13 protein-coding genes are annotated in these 24,905 nt (G+C 61.1%); 7 read left to right on the top strand and 6 right to left on the bottom strand.

Annotated features, from left to right (window positions below):
- The first annotated feature begins 299 nt into the window (after positions 1–299).
- The 3 genes from CCGE531_RS19010 to CCGE531_RS19000 all read left to right on the top strand — a co-directional run bounded on the left by CCGE531_RS19010 (position 300) and on the right by CCGE531_RS19000 (position 11,548).
- A complete protein-coding gene (locus tag CCGE531_RS19010) occupies positions 300–8,810 on the top strand; it encodes a glucoamylase family protein (RefSeq protein WP_120666151.1) in 8,511 nt (2,836 codons plus the stop codon).
- A 91-nt stretch (positions 8,811–8,901) separates the two neighbouring features.
- Positions 8,902–10,116 (top strand): OpgC domain-containing protein, encoded by a 1,215-nt coding sequence (opgC, locus tag CCGE531_RS19005; protein ID WP_120666149.1) that lies wholly within the window; start codon positions 8,902–8,904, stop codon positions 10,114–10,116.
- 340 nt (positions 10,117–10,456) lie between these two features.
- Positions 10,457–11,548: a porin gene (locus tag CCGE531_RS19000; protein WP_120666147.1), complete on the top strand. Its 1,092-nt coding sequence runs from the start codon at positions 10,457–10,459 to the stop codon at positions 11,546–11,548.
- 381 nt (positions 11,549–11,929) lie between these two features.
- Here CCGE531_RS19000 and CCGE531_RS18995 read toward each other — a convergent pair whose 3' ends face one another.
- Entirely contained in the window at positions 11,930–13,699 is a 1,770-nt protein-coding gene (locus tag CCGE531_RS18995; RefSeq protein ID WP_120666144.1) for a glucan ABC transporter ATP-binding protein/ permease, read from the bottom strand.
- A 379-nt stretch (positions 13,700–14,078) separates the two neighbouring features.
- On the opposite strand from CCGE531_RS18995, the gene CCGE531_RS18990 reads away from it, so the two are divergent.
- A complete protein-coding gene (locus tag CCGE531_RS18990; protein WP_120666142.1) occupies positions 14,079–14,819 on the top strand; it encodes a LuxR family transcriptional regulator in 741 nt (246 codons plus the stop codon).
- A gap of 116 nt (positions 14,820–14,935) precedes the next feature.
- Complete coding sequence (gene pyc / locus CCGE531_RS18985; protein WP_120666140.1) at positions 14,936–18,397, top strand: pyruvate carboxylase; 3,462 nt, start codon at positions 14,936–14,938, stop codon at positions 18,395–18,397.
- A gap of 100 nt (positions 18,398–18,497) precedes the next feature.
- On the opposite strand, the gene CCGE531_RS18980 is transcribed toward pyc, so the two are convergent.
- The 5 genes from CCGE531_RS18980 to CCGE531_RS34310 form a co-directional block, all read right to left on the bottom strand.
- Positions 18,498–19,751: an MFS transporter gene (locus tag CCGE531_RS18980; protein ID WP_120666138.1), complete on the bottom strand. Its 1,254-nt coding sequence runs from the start codon at positions 19,749–19,751 to the stop codon at positions 18,498–18,500.
- Positions 19,752–20,006: 255 nt separating this feature from the next.
- Positions 20,007–20,768 carry an amino acid ABC transporter ATP-binding protein gene (locus tag CCGE531_RS18970; RefSeq protein WP_120666135.1) on the bottom strand — a complete coding sequence of 254 codons (762 nt, stop codon included), beginning with the start codon at positions 20,766–20,768 and terminating at the stop codon, positions 20,007–20,009.
- On the bottom strand, positions 20,765–21,445 hold the full coding sequence (locus tag CCGE531_RS18965; protein WP_120666133.1) for an amino acid ABC transporter permease: 681 nt from the start codon (positions 21,443–21,445) through the stop codon (positions 20,765–20,767). The genes CCGE531_RS18970 and CCGE531_RS18965 overlap by 4 nt, the downstream gene beginning before the upstream one ends.
- Positions 21,446–21,527: 82 nt before the next feature.
- Positions 21,528–22,301, bottom strand: a complete 774-nt coding sequence (locus CCGE531_RS18960) for an amino acid ABC transporter substrate-binding protein (protein ID WP_120666131.1) — start codon at positions 22,299–22,301, stop codon at positions 21,528–21,530.
- Positions 22,298–22,495 carry a hypothetical protein gene (locus tag CCGE531_RS34310; RefSeq protein WP_162943935.1) on the bottom strand — a complete coding sequence of 66 codons (198 nt, stop codon included), beginning with the start codon at positions 22,493–22,495 and terminating at the stop codon, positions 22,298–22,300. The genes CCGE531_RS18960 and CCGE531_RS34310 overlap by 4 nt, the downstream gene beginning before the upstream one ends.
- Before the next feature lie 281 nt (positions 22,496–22,776).
- On the opposite strand from CCGE531_RS34310, the gene CCGE531_RS18955 reads away from it, so the two are divergent.
- The gene (locus CCGE531_RS18955; protein ID WP_162943934.1) at positions 22,777–23,757 is read left to right on the top strand and encodes an SGNH/GDSL hydrolase family protein; all 981 of its coding nucleotides are present in this window, start codon (positions 22,777–22,779) and stop codon (positions 23,755–23,757) included.
- Positions 23,696–24,823 (top strand): acyltransferase, encoded by a 1,128-nt coding sequence (locus CCGE531_RS18950; RefSeq protein WP_120666127.1) that lies wholly within the window; start codon positions 23,696–23,698, stop codon positions 24,821–24,823. Before CCGE531_RS18955 ends, CCGE531_RS18950 begins: the two co-directional genes overlap by 62 nt.
- The last annotated feature ends 82 nt before the right edge of the window (positions 24,824–24,905 follow it).

The raw sequence follows: 24,905 nt of genomic DNA, 5'->3' as shown, positions 1-24,905 counted from the left end.
TGACCTTGATCGATTGTCGTTGACGTGTGCGGATCGCTGCCGGAACCATTTGGCCGCGTATCCAGTTTCACGGACACCCTTTTGGGATGATGGCGGATAGTCGCCGCGTTCCTTAAGAACCGCCCGTGAAAATCTTCGCCTTTATATGTTTGTTCTAAGCCGTCACTTTGAATTCACCCCCTTCGCCCGCCGGGAAGCGAAGCAAAAGGGTCCAAATGCGTGAATTCTTGTGTCGGGCAGGGCAAAAACGATAAAGGCGGCAATGCCACTCACTCTGTTTGGACCCAGAACCCGAATCCATGACATCTCAAAATCTCTCCACCGTTACGCCACGTGATTCTGAAGCCAAGCAGATCGATCACAATGATGCGATCCGCGCCACCTATTTCTCCAACGAGCAGATAAAGGAATGCGGCGCGACCTTTGCCCGCAATGGCGCCAGTACCAAGCTGCCGGGCTTCGCGCCCTTCGATTTCTTCGCCCGCCACAAGGAAAACGAGAAAGAGATCCTGCGCGTCTATCGCTCGGCCAATGCCGATGTCGATGCCGGCGAGTCGATCACGCCGGCGGCCGAATGGCTGCTCGACAATCACTACATCATCGAAGAGGCCATTCAGGAAGTCCGCCGCGACTTCCCGAAGAAGTTCTACGATCAGCTGCAGACGATCACCATCGGCGGCATGGTGATGCCGCGCACCATGGCGCTAGCCTGGCTCTATGTCGCTCACACCCACAGCACGGTATCCAATCAGGGCCTGCTGGCGCTGGTGGAAGGCTTCCAGTCGGTGGAGATGCTGAAGATCGGCGAGCTCTGGGCCGTCCCCTCGCTGGTGCGCTACATTCTGGTCGAAAACCTGCGCCGCATTTCGAGCCGCGTCGAGCAGAGCCGCATGACGCGCAAGAAGGCCAATGCCGCCGTCGACGAGCTGATCCGCCTCAATGACGACGCCAAGGTCGCCGAATTCCTGAAGACGCTCGAACCCCTTACCTCGGACAATACCTTCGCCACGCAGTTCCTCTATCGCCTGCGCGACGGCTCGCATACGTCCGGCCTTGCCGTCACTTGGCTTGAGAAGCGGCTCACTGAGGCCGGCACCGACGCAGAAAGCGTCATGATGGCCGAGCACAATCGCCTCTCGTCCGGCAATGTGACGATGGGCAATATCATCAAAAGCCTGCGCCTGATCGACGACACCGACTGGTCCGTCTGGGTCGAGGAGGTCAGCGCCGTCGACAAGCTACTCTGGGACGAGACCGACTACGCCAAGCTCGATCCGGGCTCGCGCAACAGCTATCGCCGCCGCATCGAAAAGCTCGCCCGCCGCTCCGACAAGACCGAGATGGAGATTGCCCAGGTCGCCATGGCGATGACGGAGGCGGCCAAGGTATCGGGCGAGGGGCACCCACATGAGCCGAATATCGGCGATTTCATCATGGGCCAGCAGACGCAGAAGCTAGAGAAGGCGATCGGCTATCGTCCGCCGCTGTCAGCGAGTTTCGTGCGCCAGTGGCGCAAGCTCAACTGGCTGTCCATCGCGGCGCCGGTCCTGTTCTTGAGCGTTCTGGCGCTCGCCATCGTCGGCTACTTCATGCTGCATGCCGGCATGGGCTGGGCCGAGACCATCCTGCTGCTGTTGATGTTCTCGCTGCCGGCATCGGAAGGCGCCACCGGCCTCTTCAACTTCTTCGTCACCATGTATCTGACGCCGGCGCGTCTGGTCGGCTACGAATTCAAGGAAGGCATTCCGGAAGAGGCCCGCACGCTGGTCGTCGTGCCGACGCTGATCGGCAATCGCGACAGCGTCGACGAACTGGTGCGCAATCTCGAAGTTCATTATCTCGCCAACCCGCGCGGCGAAGTCTATTACGCGCTGGTCAGTGACTGGCCCGACAGTCAGGAGGAAGAGAGCGAGCGCGATCTGGAAATCCTCGATTACGCCCGCCGCGAAGTGGCCAATCTTGCGGCGCGCTATGATGAGGACGGCGTACAGCGCTTCTATCTGCTGCACCGCCGCCGTCTCTACAATCCGGCCGAAGGCGCCTGGATGGGCTGGGAGCGCAAGCGCGGCAAGCTGCACGAGCTGAATATGCTGCTGCGCGGCGACCGCGACACCACCTTCCTGCCCGGCGCGAACATCGTGCCGAAGGACGTGCAGTACGTCATGACGCTCGATTCCGATACGCGCCTTGTGCGCGATACGGTCACGAAGCTCGTCGGCAAGCTGCATCACCCGATCAACCGCCCGGTCTTCGACGCCGAGAGCAAGCGCGTCGTGCGCGGCTACGGCGTGCTGCAGCCGCGCGTCACCCCGTCGTTGACGACGGGCAAGGACGCGTCGGTGTTCCAGCGCGTCTTCTCGGTCAATCGCGGTCTCGATCCTTACGTCTTCGCCGTTTCCGACGTCTACCAGGATCTGGTCGAAGAAGGCACGTTCACCGGCAAGGGCCTCTATCACATCGATGCGTTCGAGGCGTCGCTGAAGGGCAAGATCGAGGAGAACGCCGTTCTCAGCCACGACCTGCTCGAAGGTTCGATGGCGCGCTGCGCATTGGTCACCGACTGCGAACTCGTCGAGGATTTCCCGATCCGCTATGAAGTGGAAGTCTCGCGCCAGCATCGCTGGGCTCGCGGCGATTGGCAGCTCCTCCCGTATCTCTTCAATCCGAAGCGCGGCGTCACCGGCCTCGGCCGCTGGAAGATGATGGACAATCTGCGCCGATCGCTGACGCCGATCGCCTGGTTCTTCGCTTCCGTTCTCGGATGGTACTTCATGGAGCCGCTGGCGGCGCTCATCTGGCAGATCCTGCTGATCTTCTGCCTGTTCGTCGCCCCGACGCTGTCGCTCATCAACGGCATCATCCCGCGCACCAGCGATATCGTCGCGCGGGCCCATCTCTATACGGTCTGGTCGGATATCCGCGCCGCCAATGCCCAGGTCGCGCTGCGTATCGTCTTCATCGCCGACGGCGCCTGCATCATGGCCGATGCCATCGGCCGTTCGCTCTACCGCGCCTTCGTCAGCCGCAAGCTGATGCTGCAATGGCGAACCGCCGCAAGCGCCCAGGCCGCGGCACAGACGACGATCCTCGGCCACTACCGCGTCATGTGGCATGCGCCCGTGCTGGCGCTGCTGGCACTCGGCTTTGCCTCGCTCTCCGGCGACAACGCCTTCTTTGTCGGCATTCCCTTTGCGCTGCTCTGGGTCCTGTCGCCGGCGATCGCCTGGTATGTCAGCCAGTCGGCCGAGACCGAAGACAGGCTCGAGGTGCCGGAAAGCGTTTCCTTCGAGCTGCGCAAGATCGCCCGTCGCACCTGGCGCTATTTCGAAACCTTCGTCGTCGAACAGCAGAACCATCTGCCGCCCGACAACGTGCAGCAGACCCCGAATGCCGTCGTGGCGTCGCGCACCTCGCCGACCAATATCGGCGTCTACCTGTTGTCGGTCATCTCCGCGCGTCATTTCGGCTGGACGTCCTTCGAGGAAACCATCGATCGCATGGAAAAGACCATGGCGACCGTGGCGAAGCTCGAAAAGTTCCGTGGGCACCTGTGCAACTGGTATCACACGGATACGCTGAAGCCGATGGGCGCGCGCTACATCTCGGCTGTCGACAGCGGCAATTTCGCCGGACACCTGATTGCGGTTTCCTCCGCCTGCCGCATCTGGGCGGAAGCACCCTCCGCGCATATGCAGGGCAATCTCGACGGTATCGGCGACGTTGCCGGCATTCTCGCCGAAACGCTTGCCGAGCTTCCCGATGACCGCAAGACGGTGCGCCCGCTGCGCCGCCGGCTGGAAGAGCGCATCGTCGGCTTCCAGAGCGCCCTTGCCGCCGTCAAGCGCGAGCACGAGTTCGCCTCCATCCGCGTCATCAACCTTTCGGTTCTGGCGCAGGATATCCAGAAGCTTGCGGCAAACCTCGACCATGAGGTCAAGTCCACGCAGAGCGGCGAAGTGCTGACCTGGTCGCAATCGCTGGTCAAGGTCTGCGAGGGCCATATCGCCGACAGCATCTTCGATCTCGCCAATGTGGATTCGCTGCGCCAGCGCCTGGCGAAGTTGCGCGACCAGATGCGCGAACTCGCCTTCGGCATGGAATACGCGTTCCTCTATCGCCCGGAGCGGCGCCTGCTTTCCATCGGCTTCCGCGTCGAAACCAATGAGCTCGATGCAGCCTGCTACGACCTGCTCGCCTCCGAAGCCCGCCTCACCAGCCTTTTCGCCATCGCCAAGGGCGACCTGCCGACCGAGCACTGGTATCGCCTCGGCCGCCAGGTTGTGCCCGTAGGCTCGCGCGGTGCACTGGTTTCCTGGTCCGGCTCGATGTTCGAATATCTGATGCCGCCGCTAGTCATGCAGGAGCGCCAGGGCGGTATCCTCAACCAGACGAACAATCTGGTCGTGCAGGAGCAGATGAACTACGCCAAGCGCCTTGGCTCCGATATTCCCTGGGGCATTTCGGAAGCGGCCTTCAATGCCCGCGACCATTATATGCACTACCAGTACACCAATTTCGGCGTGCCTTCCCTCGGCCTCAAGCGCGGTCTCGGCCAGAACGCCGTCATCGCGCCCTATGCCTCGATCCTGGCCAGCCAGTATCGTCCGGCGGCGGCGCTCGAAAATCTGCAGAAGTTGCGCAAGGTGGGCGCGCTCGGCGTCTACGGCTTCCACGATGCCGTCGATTTCACGCCGACCCGCGTTCCCGAAGGCAAGAAGTGCGCGGTGGTCTACAATTACTATGCCCACCATCACGGCATGTCGATCGCCGCGATCGCCAACGTCGCCTTCAATGGCCGCCTGCGCGAACTCTTCCATGCCGATCCGGTGATCGAAGCGGCCGAACTGCTGCTGCAGGAAAAGGCGCCGCGCGATATTCCGGTCATGGCCGCCAAGCATGAGAGCGACCAGCCGGCGAATATCCAGGAAGACATGCTGCGTCCGGAAATCCGCAAGATCGCCGATCCGGCCACGCAGGATCGCGAACTCGCTTTCCTCTCCAACGGCCATTATTCGGTCATGCTGACCGCGACCGGCGCCGGCTATTCGCGCTGGAACGGCCTGACGGTGTCGCGTTGGCGCGCCGATCCGACGGAAGACCGTTGGGGCAGCTTCATCTTCCTGCGCGACACCGCCTCCGGCCAGTGGTGGTCGGCGACCGCGGAGCCGCGCAGCATCGAGGGCGAGAAGACCAAGGTCTCGTTCAGCGATGAAAAGGCCGAATACAGCAAGACGGTCGGCGATCTCACCAGCGACGTCGAATGCATCGTCGCGACTGAACACGATGCCGAAGGCCGTCGCGTGACGCTGCTCAACATGGGCGCGGAGGACCGCTTCATCGAAGTGACCTCCTATCTCGAGCCGGCACTTGCCAGCGACGACGTCGATTCCGGTCACCCGGTCTTTACGCGCATGTTCGTGCGCACCGAGATCGGCAAGAGCGGCGACGTGATCCGCGCCGAGCGCAACAAGCGCGACTTCAACGAGCCGGATATATCGATCGCCCATCTGGTCGTCGACAATGCCGGATCGGAACGTCCGACCGAATTCGAAACGGATCGCCGCAAGTTCCTCGGTCGCGGCCGCACGCTTGCGGAAGCCGCCGCTTTCGATCCGGGCACGACTCTCTCCGGCACCGACGGCTTCACCATGGATGCCTGCCTGTCGCTTCGTCGCGTCGTGCGCGTGCCCGCGGGCAAGAAGGTCAGCGTGATCTTCTGGACCATCGCCGCGCCGAACCGCGAAGAGGTCGACAAGGCCGTCGAGCGCTACCGCAATCCCGATACGTTCGGCATCGAACTCACGCAGGCATGGACGCGCACGCAAATGCAGATGCGCCATGTCGGCGTCACCTCGCAGCAGGCGGCAGCCTTCCAGAAGCTCGCGCGCTATCTGGTCTATCCGGACATGCACCTGCGCGCCGACGGCGCCACCGTGCAGGCCGGCCTGCATTCGCAGTCCGCACTCTGGCCGGTGACGATCTCGGGCGATTTCCCGATCTTCACCTTGCGCATCAATGACGATATCGACCTCGAAATCGCCAGGGAAGCACTGATGGCGGCGGAATATCTGCGCTCGCGCGGCATCAGCGCCGATCTGGTGATCGTCAACGAACGCGCTGTCGAGCAGGCTCAGGACATGCAGCGCGAGCTGGACAAGCTCGTCGAGCATGTGCGTCACAATCAGGGCGACGGCCTCCGGCAGAACATCTTCTCGGTTCGCAAGGACCAGATCGAAAACGAGACCTACCAGGAGATCCTTGCCGCATCGCGGGTGATCTTCCATGCCCGCAACGGCAAGCTCGTCGACCAGATCGCCCGCGCGGCGACGCTGTTTGCCTCGGCGCAGTCCGATGAGCCGGCGCCGGTCAACCGCCTTACCGTGCCGGCAGCGCTACAGGAGACGGTCTTTGCGGCCGACATCCTGGAGGCGCAGGACGATCTCGATTTCTGGAACGGCTATGGCGGCTTCTCCAAGGACGGCCGCGAATATGTGGTTCGTCTGCCCGGTGGCCAGTCGACGCCGCATCCGTGGATCAACGTCATTGCGAACGAGCGTTTCGGCTTCCATGTTCCCGCCGAAGGCGGCGGCTTCACCTGGAGCCACAATTCGCGCGACTACCAGCTGACGCCCTGGACCAACGACATGGTCGTCAACCGTCCGGGCGAGGCGCTCTATGTGGCCGATCTCGACAGCAACAAGGTCATGACGCCCTATGCCGGCCTGTCGCGCAATGCGAAGGTCCGCTATGAGGCCCGCCATGGTCTCGGCTATTCCGTCTTCTCGAGCGAGGAGGATGGCGTGGCGCTGGAGCTGACGCAGACGGTCGATCGCGAGCGTCCGGTCAAGCTCTTCCGCCTGCGGCTCAGCAACAACGGCGCCGGCAGCCGGCGTTTGCGGATCTACAATTATGCGGAATGGGTGCTCGGCACCAATCAGAACAAGACCAGGCCCTTCATCCTGTCGACGCTGGATGAGGAGACGGGGGCGCTGTTTGCCAATAATCCCTACAGCATCGATTACTTCAAGCGGACCGCCTTCATGGCGGCGAGCGAGACGCATTCGAGCTTCTCGGCAAGCCGCCGCGAATTCATCGGCCGCCATGGCACCATCCAGTTGCCGGAAGCCGTCGTTACGGCCGCCGCGCTCTCCAACTCGGCGGATCTCGATGGCGACCCCTGCGGCGCTCTGGCCTTCGATGTGACGATCGCTGCCGGCGAGCAGAAGGAAATCTGCTTCTACATGGGCGATACGGCCACCGTCGAAGAAGCCCGCGCGCTGGTTTCGGAGATCCGCAAGGCAGATTTCGAGGCCGTGCTTTCGGCAGGCCGGGAGTTCTGGAGCGGCTTCACCGGCCATGTGAAGATCTCGACGCCGGACAAGGCGATGAACAACATGATCAACGCCTGGCTGCCTTATCAGAGCCTGGGCTGCCGCATCATGGCGCGTACGGCCTTCTACCAGTCGTCGGGCGCCTTCGGCTTCCGCGACCAGCTGCAGGATACGCTGGCATTCCTGGTGCATAGACCGGAGCTTGCCCGCAACCAGATCCTCAATGCAGCCCAGCGTCAGTTCCGCGAGGGCGACGTGCAGCATTGGTGGCTGCCGGGCAGCGGCGCCGGCGTGCGCACGCATATTTCCGACGACGTCGTCTGGCTCGCCTATGCCATCGACCAGTACTGCACCGTGACGGGCGACAAGTCGATCCTCGACGAGGAGCTTGCCTTCATCGAGGGTGCCGCTCTGATGCCCGGCACGCACGACGCCTTCTATCAACCCACCGTGTCGCAGGACAAAGTCAGCATCTACGAACATGCCGCCCTTGCTCTCGACCTTGCGATCAAGCGCAAGGGCGGCAACGGCCTACCGCTGATCCTCGGCGGCGACTGGAACGACGGCATGAGCCGCGTCGGCATCCAGGGCCGCGGCGAAAGCATCTGGCTCGGCTGGTTCCTGGCCGGCATGCTCACCGCCTTCCTGCCCTATGCCGAAGCACGCGGCGACAAGGAGCGTGTCAAGCGCTGGTCCGATCACCTGCCGGAACTGCGCAAGGCGTTGGAGACGGCAGGCTGGGACGGCGGTCATTACCGCCGCGGCTATTTCGACGACGGCAGCCCGCTCGGCTCTGCCGAGAATTTCGAGTGCCAGATCGATTCGATCGCGCAGTCTTGGAACATTCTCTCCGGCGAAGGCGACAAGGCGCGTGGCGAGAAGGCGATGAATGCCGTCCTCGACAAGCTGGTGGACGACGAAAACCGCATCATCCGGCTGTTCACTCCACCCTTTGCCAAGTCGGCGCGCGATCCGGGCTACATCAAGTCCTATCCGCCTGGTGTGCGTGAGAATGGCGGCCAGTATACCCATGCCGCGACCTGGGTCGTCATGGCGTTGGCGGAGATGGATCGTGGCGACGATGCCTGGCATTGCTTCGACATGCTCAACCCGGTCAACCATGCACGCGATCGTGATCAGGCCGATACCTATCGTGTAGAGCCCTATGTGGTCGCGGCTGATATCTACGGTGAAGGACAATTGACCGGCCGTGGTGGCTGGACCTGGTACACAGGGTCCGCCGGCTGGCTGTATCGTGTCGCTGTCGAAGGCATTCTCGGTATCCGCGTGAAAAACGGCCGACTTTTCGTCAAGCCGGCGCTGCCTTCGAACTGGGACGGCTTTGCGGCGGATCTCGAGCTGCCGGGCGGAAGTTACCGTATTTCCGTCTCAAAAGCGCCCGATGCGACCGGATACTCGGTCACCATCAATGACAGGGCGATCGCCCATCCCGAAGAGGGCCATCCGATCGGACAGTAGCGTTTCCTGCGCTGTTTCGCTTCAACGATCGGGGCCAAAGGGGGAACTCTTTGGCCCCGATTGCATTTGATCGTCGGAACAGGAGGGTTTTATGAATCCAAGGGCGAATATCGGCTCGGCGGCGGTGCAACGAATCAGTTTGCCGAAGCCGGTCACTCAGAGGGATACCCGACTGGATGTTCTCAGGGCCTTGGCTCTGATCATGATCTTCATCAACCATGTGCCAGGGCAGTTTTTCGAGGATTTGACCTCGAAGAATTTCGGCTTCTCCGATGGGGCGGAGGCTTTCGTGCTGATCTCCGGTATCTCCGTCGGTCTTGCCTATGGAACGAAGTTCTCATCCGGCAATCGGCTGAAGATGGCGTGGAAGGCGATCAAGCGGGCATTCACGCTCTATACCGCGCATATGATCACGACCTTCGTGACGCTGGTGCTGTTTATCTCGGGGGCATGGATTTTTCACCAGAAGGGCTTGCTCTGCGAAGTGAACATCCTTGCGCTGCTGATGGATCCGGCGCGCGGCATTCCCGCGCTGCTGACGCTCGGACACCAGATCGGCTACAACAATATCCTGCCGATGTACGGCGCCCTGTTCCTGATGCTGCCGCTGATCATGCTGCTGGAGGCGAAAAACCCGCTGCTCCTGCTCGCGATTTCGGTCGGCGTCTGGCTGGTGTCGGGCATTTATTATATCGCGCCGCATACGACGCTGCTTGATGGATTCTGGTTCCTCAATCCGCTGTCCTGGCAGCTCCTGTTCGTCATCGGCTTTATGGCTACCATGCATGTCAAGCGCGGCGGGCGCATCCCCGTCCATCCAGTACTGATCACGCTGGCGTCCGCCTATGTGCTCCTGTCCTTCATCTGGGTGACCGACAAGCTCTGGATCATCGGCGATTATCTCGCCACGCTCGGCCTGCCCACCGTCGTCACCGGCTTCGACAAGACGTTCCTGTCGCTGCCGCGCCTGCTGCACGTGCTGGCACTCGCCTATCTGATCGTCAGCATACCCTCCATCTCGCAGCTGCTCCGCCGTTCCGCGAATCATCCGCTGACGATCCTTGGTCGGCATTCACTCAGCATCTTCGTGGCGGGCACGATCCTCGCCATGGCCGGCCAGGTGATCCTCTATGTGACCAACGACGGTCCCATCGTCGGTGCGATCTATGTCGTCATCGGCATCGCCGCGCAGTTCCTCTATGCCTATCATCTGGAACGCAAGCGCCTGCAACTCGCCGGCCCGCGCGCGGCGAAGGTGCCTGCAAGGGTGCTCACGGTGCCCGCCCATATCGGGAAGCGTCGCTGATTTTTCTGGAGCTGCGCGTCGATGCGCAGCTCAATATCATGATTTCATTCAATATTTTTGTTTGTGACACTTTCACGAAGGAAGTGTGACGTGATTTTTCTGCAACGCGGCATAATTGCGTGCGTCGCAGCAGAATTTCGAGTGTCCAAAATCTTGTTGTGCAAAATTTAATTGTTATATGGTCGATGTGACGGCGCTCGGGGAGCGCCGTCATCGCGTCGCCGGCGTCCAAGGGGATGGCCGCGCTTTCGTGGGGATTGTCAAAATCGGGAATGAGCAGCGGACGTCGAATTTTCGGCGCGATGGCTCATGTCCAATCGATAGTGAATTGGGGTAATCTATGAATATCAGAGGTCTTCTTCTTGGTTCCGCCGCCGCACTGGCAGCTGCATCGGGCGCGCAGGCGGCTGACGCCATCGTGGCTGCCGAGCCGGAACCGCTCCAGTACGTTCGCATTTGCGATGCTTACGGCCCCGGCTACTTTTTCATTCCGGGCACCGAAACCTGCCTGAAGGTCGGCGGCCGCGTCCGCACCGAGGGCGAATGGTACGATGCCTACAACGCCCGCAGCAAGAACGGCACGCTCTGGCATACCCGCGCGGAACTGAGCGTCGACACCGCGACCGACACCGAATATGGCCCGCTGAAGACCAACACGGTCGTCCGTTGGGACTGGAATGACGGCAACACGACCAGCACCAAGCTGCTCTGGGCCAATATCAGCCTCGGCGGTTTCCTCGTCGGCAAGGCCGATTCGCAGTACAACAACTACATGGGTTACGCCGGCAACGTCATCAATGACGACGTCATCTATGACGGCCCGAAGGAACTCAACCAGCTCACCTACAAGTATGATGCCGGCAATGGCTTCACGGCCGTCATCTCGCTCGAAGATTCCAACTCTTCCAGCGATACCTCGTCCTACGGCGGCGCATGGCAGACCGGCAAGGGCAACCATTATGCTCCGGACGTCGTCCTCGGCGCCGGCTACAAGACGGGCGCATGGACCCTTCGCGTTATCGGCGGCTATGACAGCGTCGTCGAGGAAGGCGCGATCAAGGCTCGTATCGATGCCGATTTCGGTGCCTTCAAGGCCTTCCTGATGGGCGGCTGGAACACCGACGGCGACAAGCTGAACAAGTATGCCGGCTCCTATCTCAACAGCAATCGTTCCGCTTGCCCGACCAACGGCGCAGATTGCGGCTGGGGCGACTGGGCCTTCTGGACGGGCGCCAGCTATCAGCTGACCCCGAAGCTGCAGGCCAACGCCCAGGTTGCCTACACCGACTCGAAGATCTTCGCCGCCACCGCCAACGTCGCCTGGCGCCCGGTCAAGGACCTGCTGGTCGAGCCGGAAGTCTCCTACACGAACTGGGATGCCGCCAACCGCGACCAGTGGGCCGGCGTGCTCCGCTTCGAGCGCAAGTTCTGATCTGACACCGGTCAGGCGCCGATGTTAACTCCTGGTGCGCCCTGCCAAATTGACCTCCGATCAGAAAACGGAAAGGCCCGGTTTTCCCGCCGGGCCTTTCTTGTTTTGGTTAGCCGATCGAGGAACGGAGCTTGCTGCTTAGGTTTCTCGCGAGCATGGCCCCTCACCTTAGCCCTCTCCCCGCAAGCGGCAGGGCAATCGCATATGAGGCATGTCGGCGCCGCAAGTTCCTTCTCCCCTCGGGGAGAAGGAAGTGCGCGGCAACAATCTCATTTCACACGCGATTCCCGTGCTGCAAGCGGGGAGAGCGAGCCTTATCCGCAACAAAAAAGCCGGAAGAGCATCGCTCTTCCGGCTTCGATCTTGGGCCCCTTGCGAAGATCAGGCGGCTTCGGTTTCCGTAGCGTGTGCCTTGCGGACTTCCTCGTCCGTCAGGATGCCGCTGGCGCGCAGCAGGGCGGCGAAGCGGCCGTTGCTCTGGCTGAGCTCGTTGAAGCTGCCGTTCTCGATGATCCGTCCGTTGTCGAGGAAGAGGACCATATCGGCCTCGCGTACGGTCGACAGGCGGTGCGCGATGATGAAGGTCGTACGGTTCTGGCGCAGGTTGTCGATCGCCGCCTTGACCCGGTTTTCGGTTTCGACGTCGAGCGCGCTCGTGGCTTCGTCGAGCACGAGGATCGGAGCATCCTTCAGAATGGCGCGGGCAATCGCGATACGCTGGCGTTCGCCACCGGAAAGCTTGTTGCCACGCTCGCCGACGCGGGTCTCATAGCCGCTTTCGCGGTTTTCGATGAAGTCGTTGGCGGCGGCGGCCTGTGCCGCGCGGACCATTTCCTCCTCCGTCGCACCTTCGCGGCCGAGGCGGATGTTGTCGCTGATCGAACGGTTCAGCAGACCGGCATCCTGGAAGACGGTGGCGATGAAGCGGCGCAGCGACCTGCGCGTTACCTTGGTAATGTCGTGACCATCGACGAGGATCTGGCCCTTCTGCGGGTCGAAGACGCGCTGCAGCAGGTTGACGAGCGTCGTCTTGCCGGCGCCGGTCGGGCCGACGATGGCGACGGTCTGGCCAGCCTTCACCTTGAAGGAGATGTCGTGCAGGCCCTGCGACGAGTTGGCGAAGCCGAAGGATATGTCGCGGAATTCCACTTCGCCCTTGACGTCCTTGATCTCGGCAAGGCCGGCCGGTTCCTCGCGGTCGCGGACCGAATCTTCCAGCGTGTAGAAGTCTTCGAGCTTGGCGCGAGCCTCGAAAATCTGGTTGGCGAAGTTGCGCAGCTGCTCCAGGCGGCCGATCAGTACGTTCGCAAAGGCGATGAAGGTGATCAGGGCGCCGAGGCTCAGGCTGCCGTCCTGCACGAGGACGGTACCGATCATCAGGATCGCCATCATCGCGACGGTCGATGCCGTGCGGTTCAGGGCGCCGGCAAGGGCCCACCAGTCGAGAACCGGATACTGTGCGGCCAGCAGCCGCTCCGTGAACGACTTCAGCGCCCTGGTTTCGGCTTCGATGCGGTTGTAGCTGTGCAGCACCGAAACGTTGCTGATCGAGTCGCTGACATGCGAGAAGACGGTATTGTAATGGCTTTCGACCGAGGTCTGGCCATCCTTCGTGCGGCTCATGACCAGGCGGCCGATGGTCCAGTAGAAGACGCCGAGCAGGATCAGCACGGCCGAGAGACGCAGGTCCATGGCCATGGCGGTCGGGATCATGACGATGAGCGCAACGGCCGTCGTCAGGTGATTGCGCATGAATTCGAGCCACAGGCCGAACAGCGCTTCACAGGCGCGCAGCAGCGTGTTCAGCGCGCTCGCGGTACCGCGCTGGCTGTGCCAGGAGAGCGGCATCGAGATGATGCGGCCGAACGCTTCGGTGAGCAGGGATGCGCGGCGGCCATGCGCGAGACGATCCGCCTCGCGGGACACGACGATGAAGGCTACGGCACTGAAGACGGCAAAGCCGGCCCACAACACCATGGTCGGAGCGACTGCGCCCTTCTTGGCAATGGCGTCGAAGATGCGGCCGAACAATACCGGTTCGTAGATGGTGGTCATCGCAAGCGCGATGTTCGCGATCACGACCATCCATACGCGGTATCGATACGCGCCAAGATACTTCAGGGCTCTTGCGTAGACTTTGAACAGTGACACGGTCTGGCACCCTCTGTGCATCAGCAAAACTTGGAATGCTCGGATGCTACAGATTGCTACCTGAACCGGCGATTAACGGAATCCGCAGCTGTTTTTTCAAGGAAATTTTCGCGCGGCGCGCGCGATGGCATGATGATGGTGCTATCGGTCGCCGCAGAAATATGACAATTTGAGGAGACTTCGACGCGGCAATATCGGGTATCCTCAGGCTGCGCAAAGATCGCCATTCAGGGTTGAATGGTAAAAAAATCGCGAAAGGCGTTCAATTTTGCGCCGGCATGAGTATGTTGCCGGCGATTGGGCGCGCCGTGGGGCCAGGCGGGACATGGTTGTCATGCCCGTCCGACGGTAATTCAGGCTGCAAAGCCAAGGGGTAGATGTGAATATCCATTCGCTATTACAATTGCTTGTGGTCATCGAAGAGTGCAAGCTCGCCAAGAACGTCGTGACCGAGCTCGAACTCGTGCTCCGTTCCTACAAGTTCGAATTCTACGGCCTGCTGAAACAGACGCGGCCGAATGTCGACGTCGCGAATTTCATGCTCTCGGGTCGTTGGCCCGGTCAATGGTCGCTGACCTATGTTCGCAAGCGGTACATGCTTGTCGATCCGGTCGCGCGCTATCTTAGCCGGGCGCAGCGTCCTTTCCGCTGGCGCGATGCGGTGATTGCCCTGAAGGCGGACCCGCTGCGGCGCCGGATGGAGCAGATGATGGCGGATGCCCGCGCCAACGGGCTTGTCGACGGCTATGTTTTCCCGATCCATGGGCGGAGCGGCTTGCTCGGATGCATGACGGTCGGCGGCGAGGCGGTCGATCTTTCTCCGACGGAGCTTTCTCTCTTCGACGCAGTCGCCAAAAAGGCCTTCTGGCGACTTCTGGAGCTGAACAACGAAGCGCAATCGCTGGAAGACCCGGCAAGGGCTGAGTTGAGGCTGACCAAGCGCGAGATGGAGGTGCTGAACCACCTGGCCGACGGTATGACCTCGATCGAGATCAGCCGGCTGCTGACGATCTCCAACCACACCGTCGACTGGTACATGAATAGTATCCAGGACAAGCTGGATGCCAAGAACAGACAGCATATCGTTGCCATCGCTTTCAGAAACGGACTTATTCCGTAATGGCAACTATTTTGCTGTCGGATGTCGCAGGAGAAATTGAACTTCCTATGACAAGAAGTTAAGAATTTCCTTCGCGGGTGCAGCATTGCCCGTTTCGATGCCGTGAGGAGAGCGCATTGCCCATTTCCAAGATCCTGGTCGCCAACCGTTCCGAAATCGCCATCCGCGTCTTCCGCGCCGCTAACGAGCTTGGCATAAAAACGGTCGCCATCTGGGCCGAGGAAGACAAACTCGCGCTGCATCGCTTCAAGGCGGATGAAAGTTATCAGGTCGGGCGCGGCCCGCATCTTGCCCGTGACCTCGGGCCGATCGAGAGCTATCTGTCGATCGATGAGATTATCCGCGTCGCCAGGCTTTCCGGCGCCGATGCCATCCATCCGGGCTACGGCCTGCTGTCGGAAAGCCCCGAATTCGTCGATGCCTGCGATGCCGCCGGCATCACCTTCATCGGCCCGAGGGCCGACACGATGCGCCAGCTCGGCAACAAGGTCGCGGCGCGCAATCTGGCGATTTCGGTCGGCGTGCCCGTCGTGCCGGCAACCGAGCCGCTGCCGGAGGATATGAAGCTCGTCGCGAAGATGGCCGAGGAGATCGGCTATCCGGTGATGCTGAAGGCCTCCTGGGGTGGCGGTGGCCGCGGCATGCGCGTCATCCGCTCCAAGGCCGATCTCGCCAAGGAAGTGACGGAAGCCAAGCGCGAGGCGAAGGCCGCCTTCGGCAAGGACGAGGTCTATCTCGAAAAGCTGGTCGAGCGCGCCCGTCACGTCGAAAGCCAGATCCTCGGTGATACGCATGGCAATGTCGTGCACCTGTTCGAGCGCGACTGTTCGGTCCAACGCCGCAACCAGAAGGTCGTCGAGCGTGCGCCGGCGCCCTATCTCAGCGACGCGCAGCGCCAGGAACTGGCCGCCTATTCGCTGAAGATCGCCGAGGCGACGAATTATGTCGGCGCCGGCACCGTCGAATATCTGATGGATGCCGATACCGGTAAATTCTATTTCATCGAAGTCAATCCCCGCATCCAGGTCGAGCACACCGTGACTGAAGTTGTCACCGGCATCGATATCGTCAAGGCGCAGATCCATATTCTCGACGGTTTCGCCATCGGCACGCCGGAATCGGGCGTTCCGAAGCAGGCGGACATTCGTCTCAACGGCCATGCGCTGCAGTGCCGCGTGACGACCGAAGATCCGGAGCACAACTTCATTCCGGACTACGGTCGCATCACCGCCTATCGCTCCGCCTCCGGCTTCGGCATCCGTCTCGACGGCGGCACCTCCTATTCGGGCGCGATCATCACCCGCTACTACGATCCGCTGCTGGTGAAGGTGACCGCCTGGGCGCCGAACCCGCAGGAGGCGATCGCCCGCATGGACCGCGCGCTGCGCGAATTCCGCATTCGCGGCGTGGCGACGAACCTCACCTTCCTCGAAGCGATCATCACGCATCCGAAATTCCGCGACAACAGCTATACGACGCGCTTCATCGACACGACGCCGGAGCTGTTCCAGCAGGTCAAGCGCCAGGATCGCGCCACAAAGCTTTTGACCTATCTCGCTGATGTCACCGTTAACGGCCATCCCGAAACGCGCGGCCGCCCGGCACCGTCACCGAAGGTCGCCGAGCCGGTATTGCCCTATATCGACGGCAAGGTGCCTGATGGCACCAAGCAGTTGCTCGACAAGCTCGGTCCGCAAAAATTCGCCGAATGGATGCGTGGCGAGAAGCGCGTGCTGATGACCGACACAACGATGCGCGACGGCCATCAATCGCTGCTTGCGACCCGCATGCGCACCCATGATATCGCCAGCGTCGCCGGCACCTATGCGCGCGCCCTGCCGCAGCTGCTGTCGCTGGAATGCTGGGGCGGCGCCACCTTCGACGTTTCCATGCGCTTCCTGACGGAAGACCCGTGGGAACGCCTGTCGCTGATCCGCGAGGGCGCGCCGAACCTGCTGCTGCAGATGCTGCTGCGCGGCGCCAACGGCGTCGGCTACACCAACTATCCCGACAATGTCGTGAAATACTTCGTCCGCCAGGCGGCCAAGGGCGGCATCGATCTCTTCCGCGTCTTCGATTGCCTGAACTGGGTCGAGAACATGCGGGTGTCGATGGATGCCATTGCTGAGGAGAATAAGCTCTGCGAGGCGGCGATCTGCTACACGGGCGACATCCTCAACTCCGCCCGCCCGAAATACGATCTGAAATATTATACAGATCTCGCCGTCGAGCTGGAAAAGGCCGGTGCCCACATCATCGCGCTGAAGGACATGGCCGGCCTCTTGAAGCCGGCCGCGGCCAAGGTGCTGTTCAAGGCGCTGCGCGAGGCGACCGGGCTGCCGATCCACTTCCACACGCATGATACCTCGGGCATTGCAGCCGCCACGGTTTTGGCTGCCGTGGACGCGGGCGTCGATGCGGTTGACGCGGCGATGGATGCGCTGTCGGGCAATACCTCGCAGCCCTGCCTCGGCTCGATCGTTGAAGCCCTCAAAGGGTCCGAGCGCGATCCGGGCCTCGATCCCGAATGGATCCGCCGTATTTCCTTCTACTGGGAAGCAGTGCGCCACCAGTACGCCGCCTTCGAAAGCGATCTCAAGGGACCGGCTTCGGAAGTCTATCTGCATGAAATGCCGGGCGGTCAGTTCACCAACCTCAAGGAGCAGGCTCGCTCGCTTGGCCTGGAGACCCGCTGGCACCAGGTGGCGCAGGCCTATGCCGATGCCAACCAGATGTTCGGCGATATCGTCAAGGTGACGCCGTCGTCCAAGGTCGTTGGCGACATGGCGCTGATGATGGTGAGCCAGGACCTGACGGTCGCCGATGTCGAAAACCCGGCCAAGGATATCGCCTTCCCGGATTCGGTGGTTTCGATGCTCAAGGGCGATCTCGGCCAGCCGCCGTCCGGATGGCCGCAAGCGCTACAGAAGAAGGCGTTGAAGGGCGACAAGCCCTATACGGTGCGCCCGGGCTCGCTATTGGCAGAAGCCGATCTCGGTGCGGAGCGTAAAGTCATCGAGACCAAGCTGGAGCGCAAGGTCGACGATTTCGAATTTGCCTCCTACCTGATGTATCCGAAGGTCTTCACCGACTACGCGTTGGCCGCCGACACCTACGGCCCGGTCTCGGTGCTGCCGACGCCGGCCTATTTCTATGGCCTGAAGGAAGGCGACGAGCTGTTTGCCGAAATCGAGAAGGGCAAGACGCTCGTCATCGTCAACCAGGCGATGACGGCGACCGACGAGAAGGGCATGGTGACTGTCTTTTTCGAGCTCAACGGCCAGCCGCGTCGCATCAAGGTGCCGGATCGCGCCCATGGCGCTTCCGGCAGCGCTATCCGCCGCAAGGTCGAGGCGGGCAATGCAGCCCATATCGGCGCGCCGATGCCGGGCGTCATCTCCACGGTCTTCGTCTCGCCCGGCCAGGCGATCAAGGCCGGCGACGTGCTGCTTTCCATCGAAGCCATGAAGATGGAGACGGCGCTGCACGCCGAAAAGGACGGCACGGTTTCCGAGGTTCTCGTGCGCGCCGGCGACCAGATCGACGCAAAGGATCTGCTCGTCGTCTATGGCGCTTAATCGGCCAAGGGCAGCTTCGACCATAGCTGCCGGCTGACATGCAGAATGTCTTCTGCCGCAAAGCCTGACTGTTACAGCCGGCTTTGCGGCAGGGATGCCCTTATCCCGGCTTATGGGCATACCGCTCCACGAAGACGGCCCAAAGTGCCGCCAGCAGCGCGAGCAGTGCGGATATCAGCATCGGCGCGAACAGCGCATGGATCGTTGCCGATTGCGCAAGGAACAGCCCGCCAATGGAACCGATGAGCGCGCCGCCTGCGATCCGCATGGCGGCGGCAAGCCCAGCGGCCGTCCCAACCATATCCGATCGTACCGACATGGCGCCGCTATTGGCCGCCGGCATAGTCAGGCCGTTGCCGATGCCGATGAATATGCAGGGGCCGAACAGTGCCCAGATATTTGTCGCGCCCGATAGCGGCAACGCCAAGCCGATCGACAGGCCGATGCAGGTCAGAAGCCGGGCGATGACGAGGATCATGCCGAGCGGAATTTTCGCGGCGTAGCGGCCGGCCAGGTAGCTGCCCAGAATGAAACCGGCTGGAACCAGGCCCATGTAGAAGCCGAGCCTGGCGCTCGAGCCGCCGAGCGTATCGCCTATCGTGAGCGGCGCTCCTCCGAGGAAGATATACAGAACGCCCATCGAGCAGGCCATGCAGAGGGTATAGGACCAGAATCGCGCCGAAGACAAAAGCAGCCCATAGGAGGCAAGATAGTTCCTCCGCGTACCCGGCGGTGCTCTCGATCCCCTTAATTCGCGCATGGAGAGAAGGAAGGCGGCAATGCCGAGGATCGCGAGGACGATGAAGCTCGCCCGCCAGCCGAAAAACTCGTCCAGCGAGCCACCGAACAGCGGCCCGACCATGGGTGCCAACGCCCATCCCATGGCGAGATAGCCGAATTTGCTGGCAGCCTCGCGCTCGTTTGATGTTTCCTTGATGATGACGAGGGCGACGGAATAGCACGGGCCGATGCAGGCCTGCATCGAGCGGAAGACGAGAAAGGTGCCGATATCGGGGGCGAGAACGCAGCCGATCGAGGCGACGATGAAGATCGCGAGCGCCGTCAGGACCACCGGTCGGCGGCCGAACCGATCCGATATCGCGCCGCCGATCGCCTCAAGGGAGGCGGTGACGATGGAAAAACCAGCAACCGAGAGGTTCACGAGGGCGAAATCGGCGTGGAACGTCGCCGCGATCTTCGGCAGCGACGGCAGGATCATGTTGACCGGCAGCACGGCAAGCGCCGAAAGCAGGATGAGGGTCGTCAGCCGCGGCGGCGTGGCGGCTTGTCCGATGGTTGTGTCTTCGATTGCTTGCGTGGCTGAACTTTCGATGCGGCTCTCGGTGCGCGTCATGGCCTTGTCCGTCGTGTGAGTGGGAAGTCGAGGGAGATCTGACGAGGCGCCGCCCTGTTTCAGGGCAATAAAAAAGGCCCCGTCAGGAGCCTGCTTACCGCGCATGGGTGCTTTCGCCGGATGGTTACACCATCCTGCCCATGCGCCTTCCTACTACTACGAGAACAAGTGCTGTGTTCATGGCGCCAAAGCTATTCGCAAAGCCCTGCATCGTCAATGCATGGCTTGCCCACGAAATGGGCGCTTGCGATCCGCTTATATATCGTAGCTGAGCCCTGAATTCAGCGTCGAGATGAACTGCTTCGTCCGCTCCTGCGAGGGGTTGGAGAAGACGTTGCGCGACGAGCCGGTCTCGACGATGTCGCCGGCCTCGAGAAATACCACGTTGTTGGCGATCTTCGACGCCAAGCGCAGGTCGTGTGTCGCCATGACCATGGTCGTGCCCTCATTGGCGAGTTTGCCGAGGACATCGACCACTTCGGCCGCCAGTTCCGGATCGAGCGCCGAGGTCGGCTCGTCGCAGAGCAGCACGCGCGGCGAGGGGGCAAGCGCCCGGGCGATGGCGACGCGCTGCTGCTGGCCGCCCGAGAGCGTCGAGGGCCAGGCGTCCATCTTGTGTGCCATGCCGACCTTGGTCAGCAGCTCGACGGCGCGGGCGCGCGCTTTTGCGGCGGGCCAGCGCAGCACGGTCGTCAGCCCTTCCATGACGTTCTCGATGGCGGTGCGATGCGGGAAGAGCTGGAAATTCTGGAAGACCATGCCGGTCTGGCGGCGGATCTTCTGGATATCCTGCCATGCAACGCGCTTGTTGGGCACAAAAGAGACGGATTCTCCGCCGATGCGGATCGTTCCGGCGGTCGGGATTTCCAGAAGGTTGATGCAGCGCAAGAGCGTGCTCTTGCCGCCGCCTGAAGGACCGACGAGCGCCGTCACTGTTCCTTCCGGGATCATCAGGCTGATGTCCTTGAGGATGATGTTGTCGCCGAAGCGCTTTTCGATGTGGGACAGCTCGATCATGTGCGTGCCTCCAGCGTGCCGCCATAGCGGGCGAAACGGCGCTCGAGTGAGCCCTGCAGCACCGACAGGAAGGAGCTCATGACCAGATAGATGAGGGCAGCCTCGACATAGAGGATCAGCGGCTCGTAGGTCGTCGCCACGATGCGCTGCGCGGCCTGGAACAACTCCGGCACGGTGATGGCAGCGGCAAGCGAGGTGTCCTTGACCAGCGAGATGAAGGTATTGGAGAGCGGCGGCACGGCGACGCGCGCCGCCTGCGGCAGGATGGTGCGGCTCATCGCCTGGCGCCAGTTCATGCCGGTCGAATAGGCGGCTTCCCACTGGCCCTTCGGCACGGAGGAGATGACGGCGCGGATGATCTCGGACGTATAGGCGCCGACGCTCAGCGTAAAGCCGATCACGGCGGCCGGGAAGGCGTCGAGCAGAATGCCGAGGCTCGGCAGGCCGTAGAAGATGACGAAGAGCTGCACCAGAAGCGGCGTGCCGCGGATCACCCAGACATAGAAACGGGCGACAGCCACCAGCGGCGGCGGGCCGAACAGGCGCGTGACGGCGGTGAGCAGGCCAAGCAACAGACCGAGGACGAAGGTAACCAAGGTGAGCGGGATGGTGAAGATGAGCCCTGCCCAAAGCAGCGTGCCCAGTGACTCCCACATCAGTTGCAGCCAATGCTCCACGAAGAAGCCTTTCGATAAGAGAATGCGTCCGGAGGTGACCCCGGACGCATCTTTTTCACAGTTTTATGTCGCTGCCTACTTCTTACTTCGAAACGTCCTGTCCGAAGTATTTCTGCGAGATCTTGTCATAGGTGCCATCGGCCTTGATATCGGCCAGCGCCTTGTTGATGGCGGTTACCAGTTCAGGCTCGCCCTTGCGGACGATGACGGCGGAAAAATCGGCATTGGCCTGCTGGGCGACGATCTTCACCGGCGCGTCGGCCTTGTGCTTCTTGAAATCGAGGAAGGAAAGGCTGTCGTTGATGGTGGCGTCGGCGCGGCCGGTCAGCACGAGCTGGATCGACTGGTCGAAGCCGTCGGTGCCCACGAGTTCGGCGCCGGCTTCCGTGGCGAGCTTGCCGAAGTTGCTGGTCAGCGACTGTGCCGACTTCTTGCCCTTGAGATCGGCGAAATTCTTGATGTCGGTATTGCTGTCCTTGACGATCAGCACGGCCTTGGAGGCGATGTAGGGCTCGGAGAAGTCATATTTCTTCTTGCGGGCTTCGGTGACGCCGACTTCGTTGATGACGGCGTCGTAGCGGTTGGCGTCGAGGCCGGCGATCAGGCCATCCCACTTGCCTTCCAGGAACTGCGCCTTGACGCCGAGCTTTCCGGCGATCGCCTCGGCGATCTCGACGTCGAAGCCGGTGAGCTTGCCGCTCCCGTCATGAAAGGTGAAGGGCGCGTAGGTACCTTCCGTGCCGACCTTGAATACGCCGGCCGACTGGATCGCCTTGAGGTTTTCACCGGCATGGGCGGGGAGCAGGAATGCCGCCTGCACGAGGGCGGCGGCGGCAACAGTCTTCAACCAGTTCATCGTTTTCTTCCGTTTCTGGAGCGTTCATTCAATGTTGCATACATGGCAGAAAAATTGCAGCGCGAAAGCGTAGAAAACTGCAAAACAATCGGGCAATTGCGAATATTTTTCTCAAGGAATGGCGATTGGGCCGCCGAGAGAGCCGCCGTTTCCGTCACCGCTAATAATTGATGATCGATGGTGCAGTGCGGCATGGTGACAATTCTCAAAGCCGCCCTATTTCGTCATCTGATTGTTGTTGCGGTGCAGCACCCTTCACGCAAGGCGTGCGCGTCGATTAGCGTGTCTTGGCAGCTTGCCGCGAGACGCCGGCGGCAATCAAACTGCGATTCTACTAGAAAATTTAAAGTGCAAAAATTGATCAGACGCAGCCCGAAGAGGTGATGAATTGCCCATCATTGCGCGCCGCCGGTCTTGGCCGGTCATGAGGTTTGATGTCGCGGTCGCGTCTCTCTTTCTAGGTTTATGTACGTTCATGCCGACCTTCGCGGCGGAAACGATCGATCGGCCGTCGAAATGGATCGGCCGCGTTGCCGCCAGCGATGCGGCTTTCGGCTGGCCCGGCAGTGGTTTTGCGCTGCGTTTCGACGGCGCGTCGCTCTCCGTTACTCTCGCTGATACCGGGAAAAATAGCCTGGAGATCGAATTGGACGGCGTTCCCCAGCGGCTTGATCTGCAGGCTGGGCAGCACCGATACCCGCTTGCAGATGGTTTGCAGCAAGGCACCCATGAGGTTCGCGTGACGCGTCGCACCGAGGGATGGATTGGCGATACCATATTCGTTTCCGCCGAAACCGATGGGTCGTTCCTTCCCGCGGAAGCACCGACCGCAAAGCTGGTGGCAATCGGAGACTCCATTACCGCGGGCTATGGCCTCGAGGGTGTCGGTCCCGGATGCAAGTTCAGCCCCGGAACTGAAAATCAATACCTGACATATGCCGCGGTCGCGGCGCGCAGCCTCGGGATGGAACTTACGACGCTCGCGGTTTCGGGAATCGGCCTTTCGCGTGCCGGCAAGAACGCGAAAACCATGTCTGATGTCATCGACAGTGTAACGCCGTTGAGAAAGGGCGCGCCCGCTCTTCCTGACGAGCGTGTTTCCGCAGTGGTCGTCAATCTCGGGACGAACGACTTTTCCGACAACAGGAATCCCAGCGATTTTATTGACGAATACGTCAAGCTTGTCTTCAAGCTCAGATATCAGTTTCCAAAGGCGTATCTCTACGCCGCGCTCGGTCCGATGATGTCGCAGAAGGACTTCGATGTGGCCGAGAAAGCAATCGAGGCCGTCGTCCGGACGAGCGCCGCGAAAGGCGAGACTCGCCTGCGATATCTGAATTTACGTGTCAAACCGAAGGATTTCGGATGCGATTGGCATCCAAGCCGCAGCACCAATGCGGCCATGGCAACCTTGTTGGAACAAGCTATCAGAGCGGATTGGGGCCCTCATGATTAACGAGCAGATGCCTTCCATTCGGCGGTCAACCTCGAAACAATTGGATTCTCTCCAGTTTCTCCGGTTCGTGGCCGCCTTTTCAGTCGTTCTCTTCCATTTCGGAAGCGGCCTTGCGATCGAATACCATCTCGATCGCAATTATTTCTTCATGGGTGCGACCGGCGTCGACGTTTTCTTCGTTCTCAGCGGCTTCATCATCAGCTACTCCTCCGATCCGGCGCGCGGACTTGTCTATTTCGCACGCAAGCGGATTTCCAGAATCGTTCCGCTCTACTGGCTGCTGACATTCGGGGTCGTCTTGATTGCGCTTGTGAAACCCAGCCTGCTCAACTCGACGATCGTGACCGTGGAAACGATCGTCAAATCTCTTCTTTTCGTCCCCTATCAGAAAAGCGGCGGCGCCGTGCAGCCGATCCTTTTCCTGGGTTGGACGCTTTGTTACGAGGTGTTTTTCTACATAATTTATGGCGCCTGTCTGATCTTTGGCGCCAGGGCAACCTGGTTCGCCTCCGCGGCCGTCCTCTTCCTGGTCGCGCTGCATGAGATTTGGCCGGAGGGATCCGTCGAATGGCGCTTCTATACAAATCCGATATTGATCGAATTCGTTCTCGGCATGATGCTTCATAAAGCATATTCGGCATACGGTGCCTTCAGGAGCGGATCGAATATCGCGGCCTTCATGCTCGTTCTTCTGGCATGCGCGGCTCACGTTTCCATTGTGACACTCGCCGGCCCCAGTCTTTTCGCCTCAAGCCTGTTTGCCGTCCTGCTCGTGTCGGGCTTCCTGCTTATGCGGGTGCCGTCCGGGAAATTATGGGCCATTCTGGTTCTCTTGGGAGACGCATCCTACTCGCTTTACCTCATCCACCCCTACACGCTACAGCTTCCGCTCAAATTGCTGGGCAAGCAGCTCTCGCTACCCTTCGTGACGGTAATAATGGCGCTGGTCACGCTTTGCACGATCGGGATCTCGGTGGCGCTTCTCAAGTTCTTCGAGCGGCCGATGCAGGCTCTTTTGATGCGGCGGCCGCAACCCATCGAACAGACTGCTGCTGTGGCAGAGTGAAATTCAACCCTCGGCGTGGGTCAGAAAGAGATGGATCGGTTCAGAGATTCCGTGAAACGCTGAACCGCTCCACGCAATCTTG

This window comes from Rhizobium sp. CCGE531 (assembly GCF_003627795.1).
Lineage (GTDB): Bacteria > Pseudomonadota > Alphaproteobacteria > Rhizobiales > Rhizobiaceae > Rhizobium.
The sequence above is the reverse complement of the archived record's forward strand: the minus strand, read 5'-3'. Positions and strand labels throughout refer to the sequence as shown.

Excerpts from the sequence above, each read along its gene's own strand:
- CCGE531_RS18980 (WP_120666138.1), bottom strand. The coding sequence starts at position 19,751 with ATGACGCGCACCGAGAGCCGCATCGAAAGTTCAGCCACGCAAGCAATC.
- CCGE531_RS18955 (WP_162943934.1), top strand. The coding sequence starts at position 22,777 with ATGCCGACCTTCGCGGCGGAAACGATCGATCGGCCGTCGAAATGGATC.
- CCGE531_RS18950 (WP_120666127.1), top strand. The coding sequence starts at position 23,696 with ATGCGGCCATGGCAACCTTGTTGGAACAAGCTATCAGAGCGGATTGGG.
- CCGE531_RS18970 (WP_120666135.1), bottom strand. The coding sequence starts at position 20,768 with ATGATCGAGCTGTCCCACATCGAAAAGCGCTTCGGCGACAACATCATC.
- CCGE531_RS19010 (WP_120666151.1), top strand. The coding sequence starts at position 300 with ATGACATCTCAAAATCTCTCCACCGTTACGCCACGTGATTCTGAAGCC.
- CCGE531_RS18960 (WP_120666131.1), bottom strand. The coding sequence starts at position 22,301 with ATGAACTGGTTGAAGACTGTTGCCGCCGCCGCCCTCGTGCAGGCGGCA.
- CCGE531_RS19000 (WP_120666147.1), top strand. The coding sequence starts at position 10,457 with ATGAATATCAGAGGTCTTCTTCTTGGTTCCGCCGCCGCACTGGCAGCT.
- opgC (WP_120666149.1), top strand. The coding sequence starts at position 8,902 with ATGAATCCAAGGGCGAATATCGGCTCGGCGGCGGTGCAACGAATCAGT.
- CCGE531_RS34310 (WP_162943935.1), bottom strand. The coding sequence starts at position 22,495 with ATGCCGCACTGCACCATCGATCATCAATTATTAGCGGTGACGGAAACG.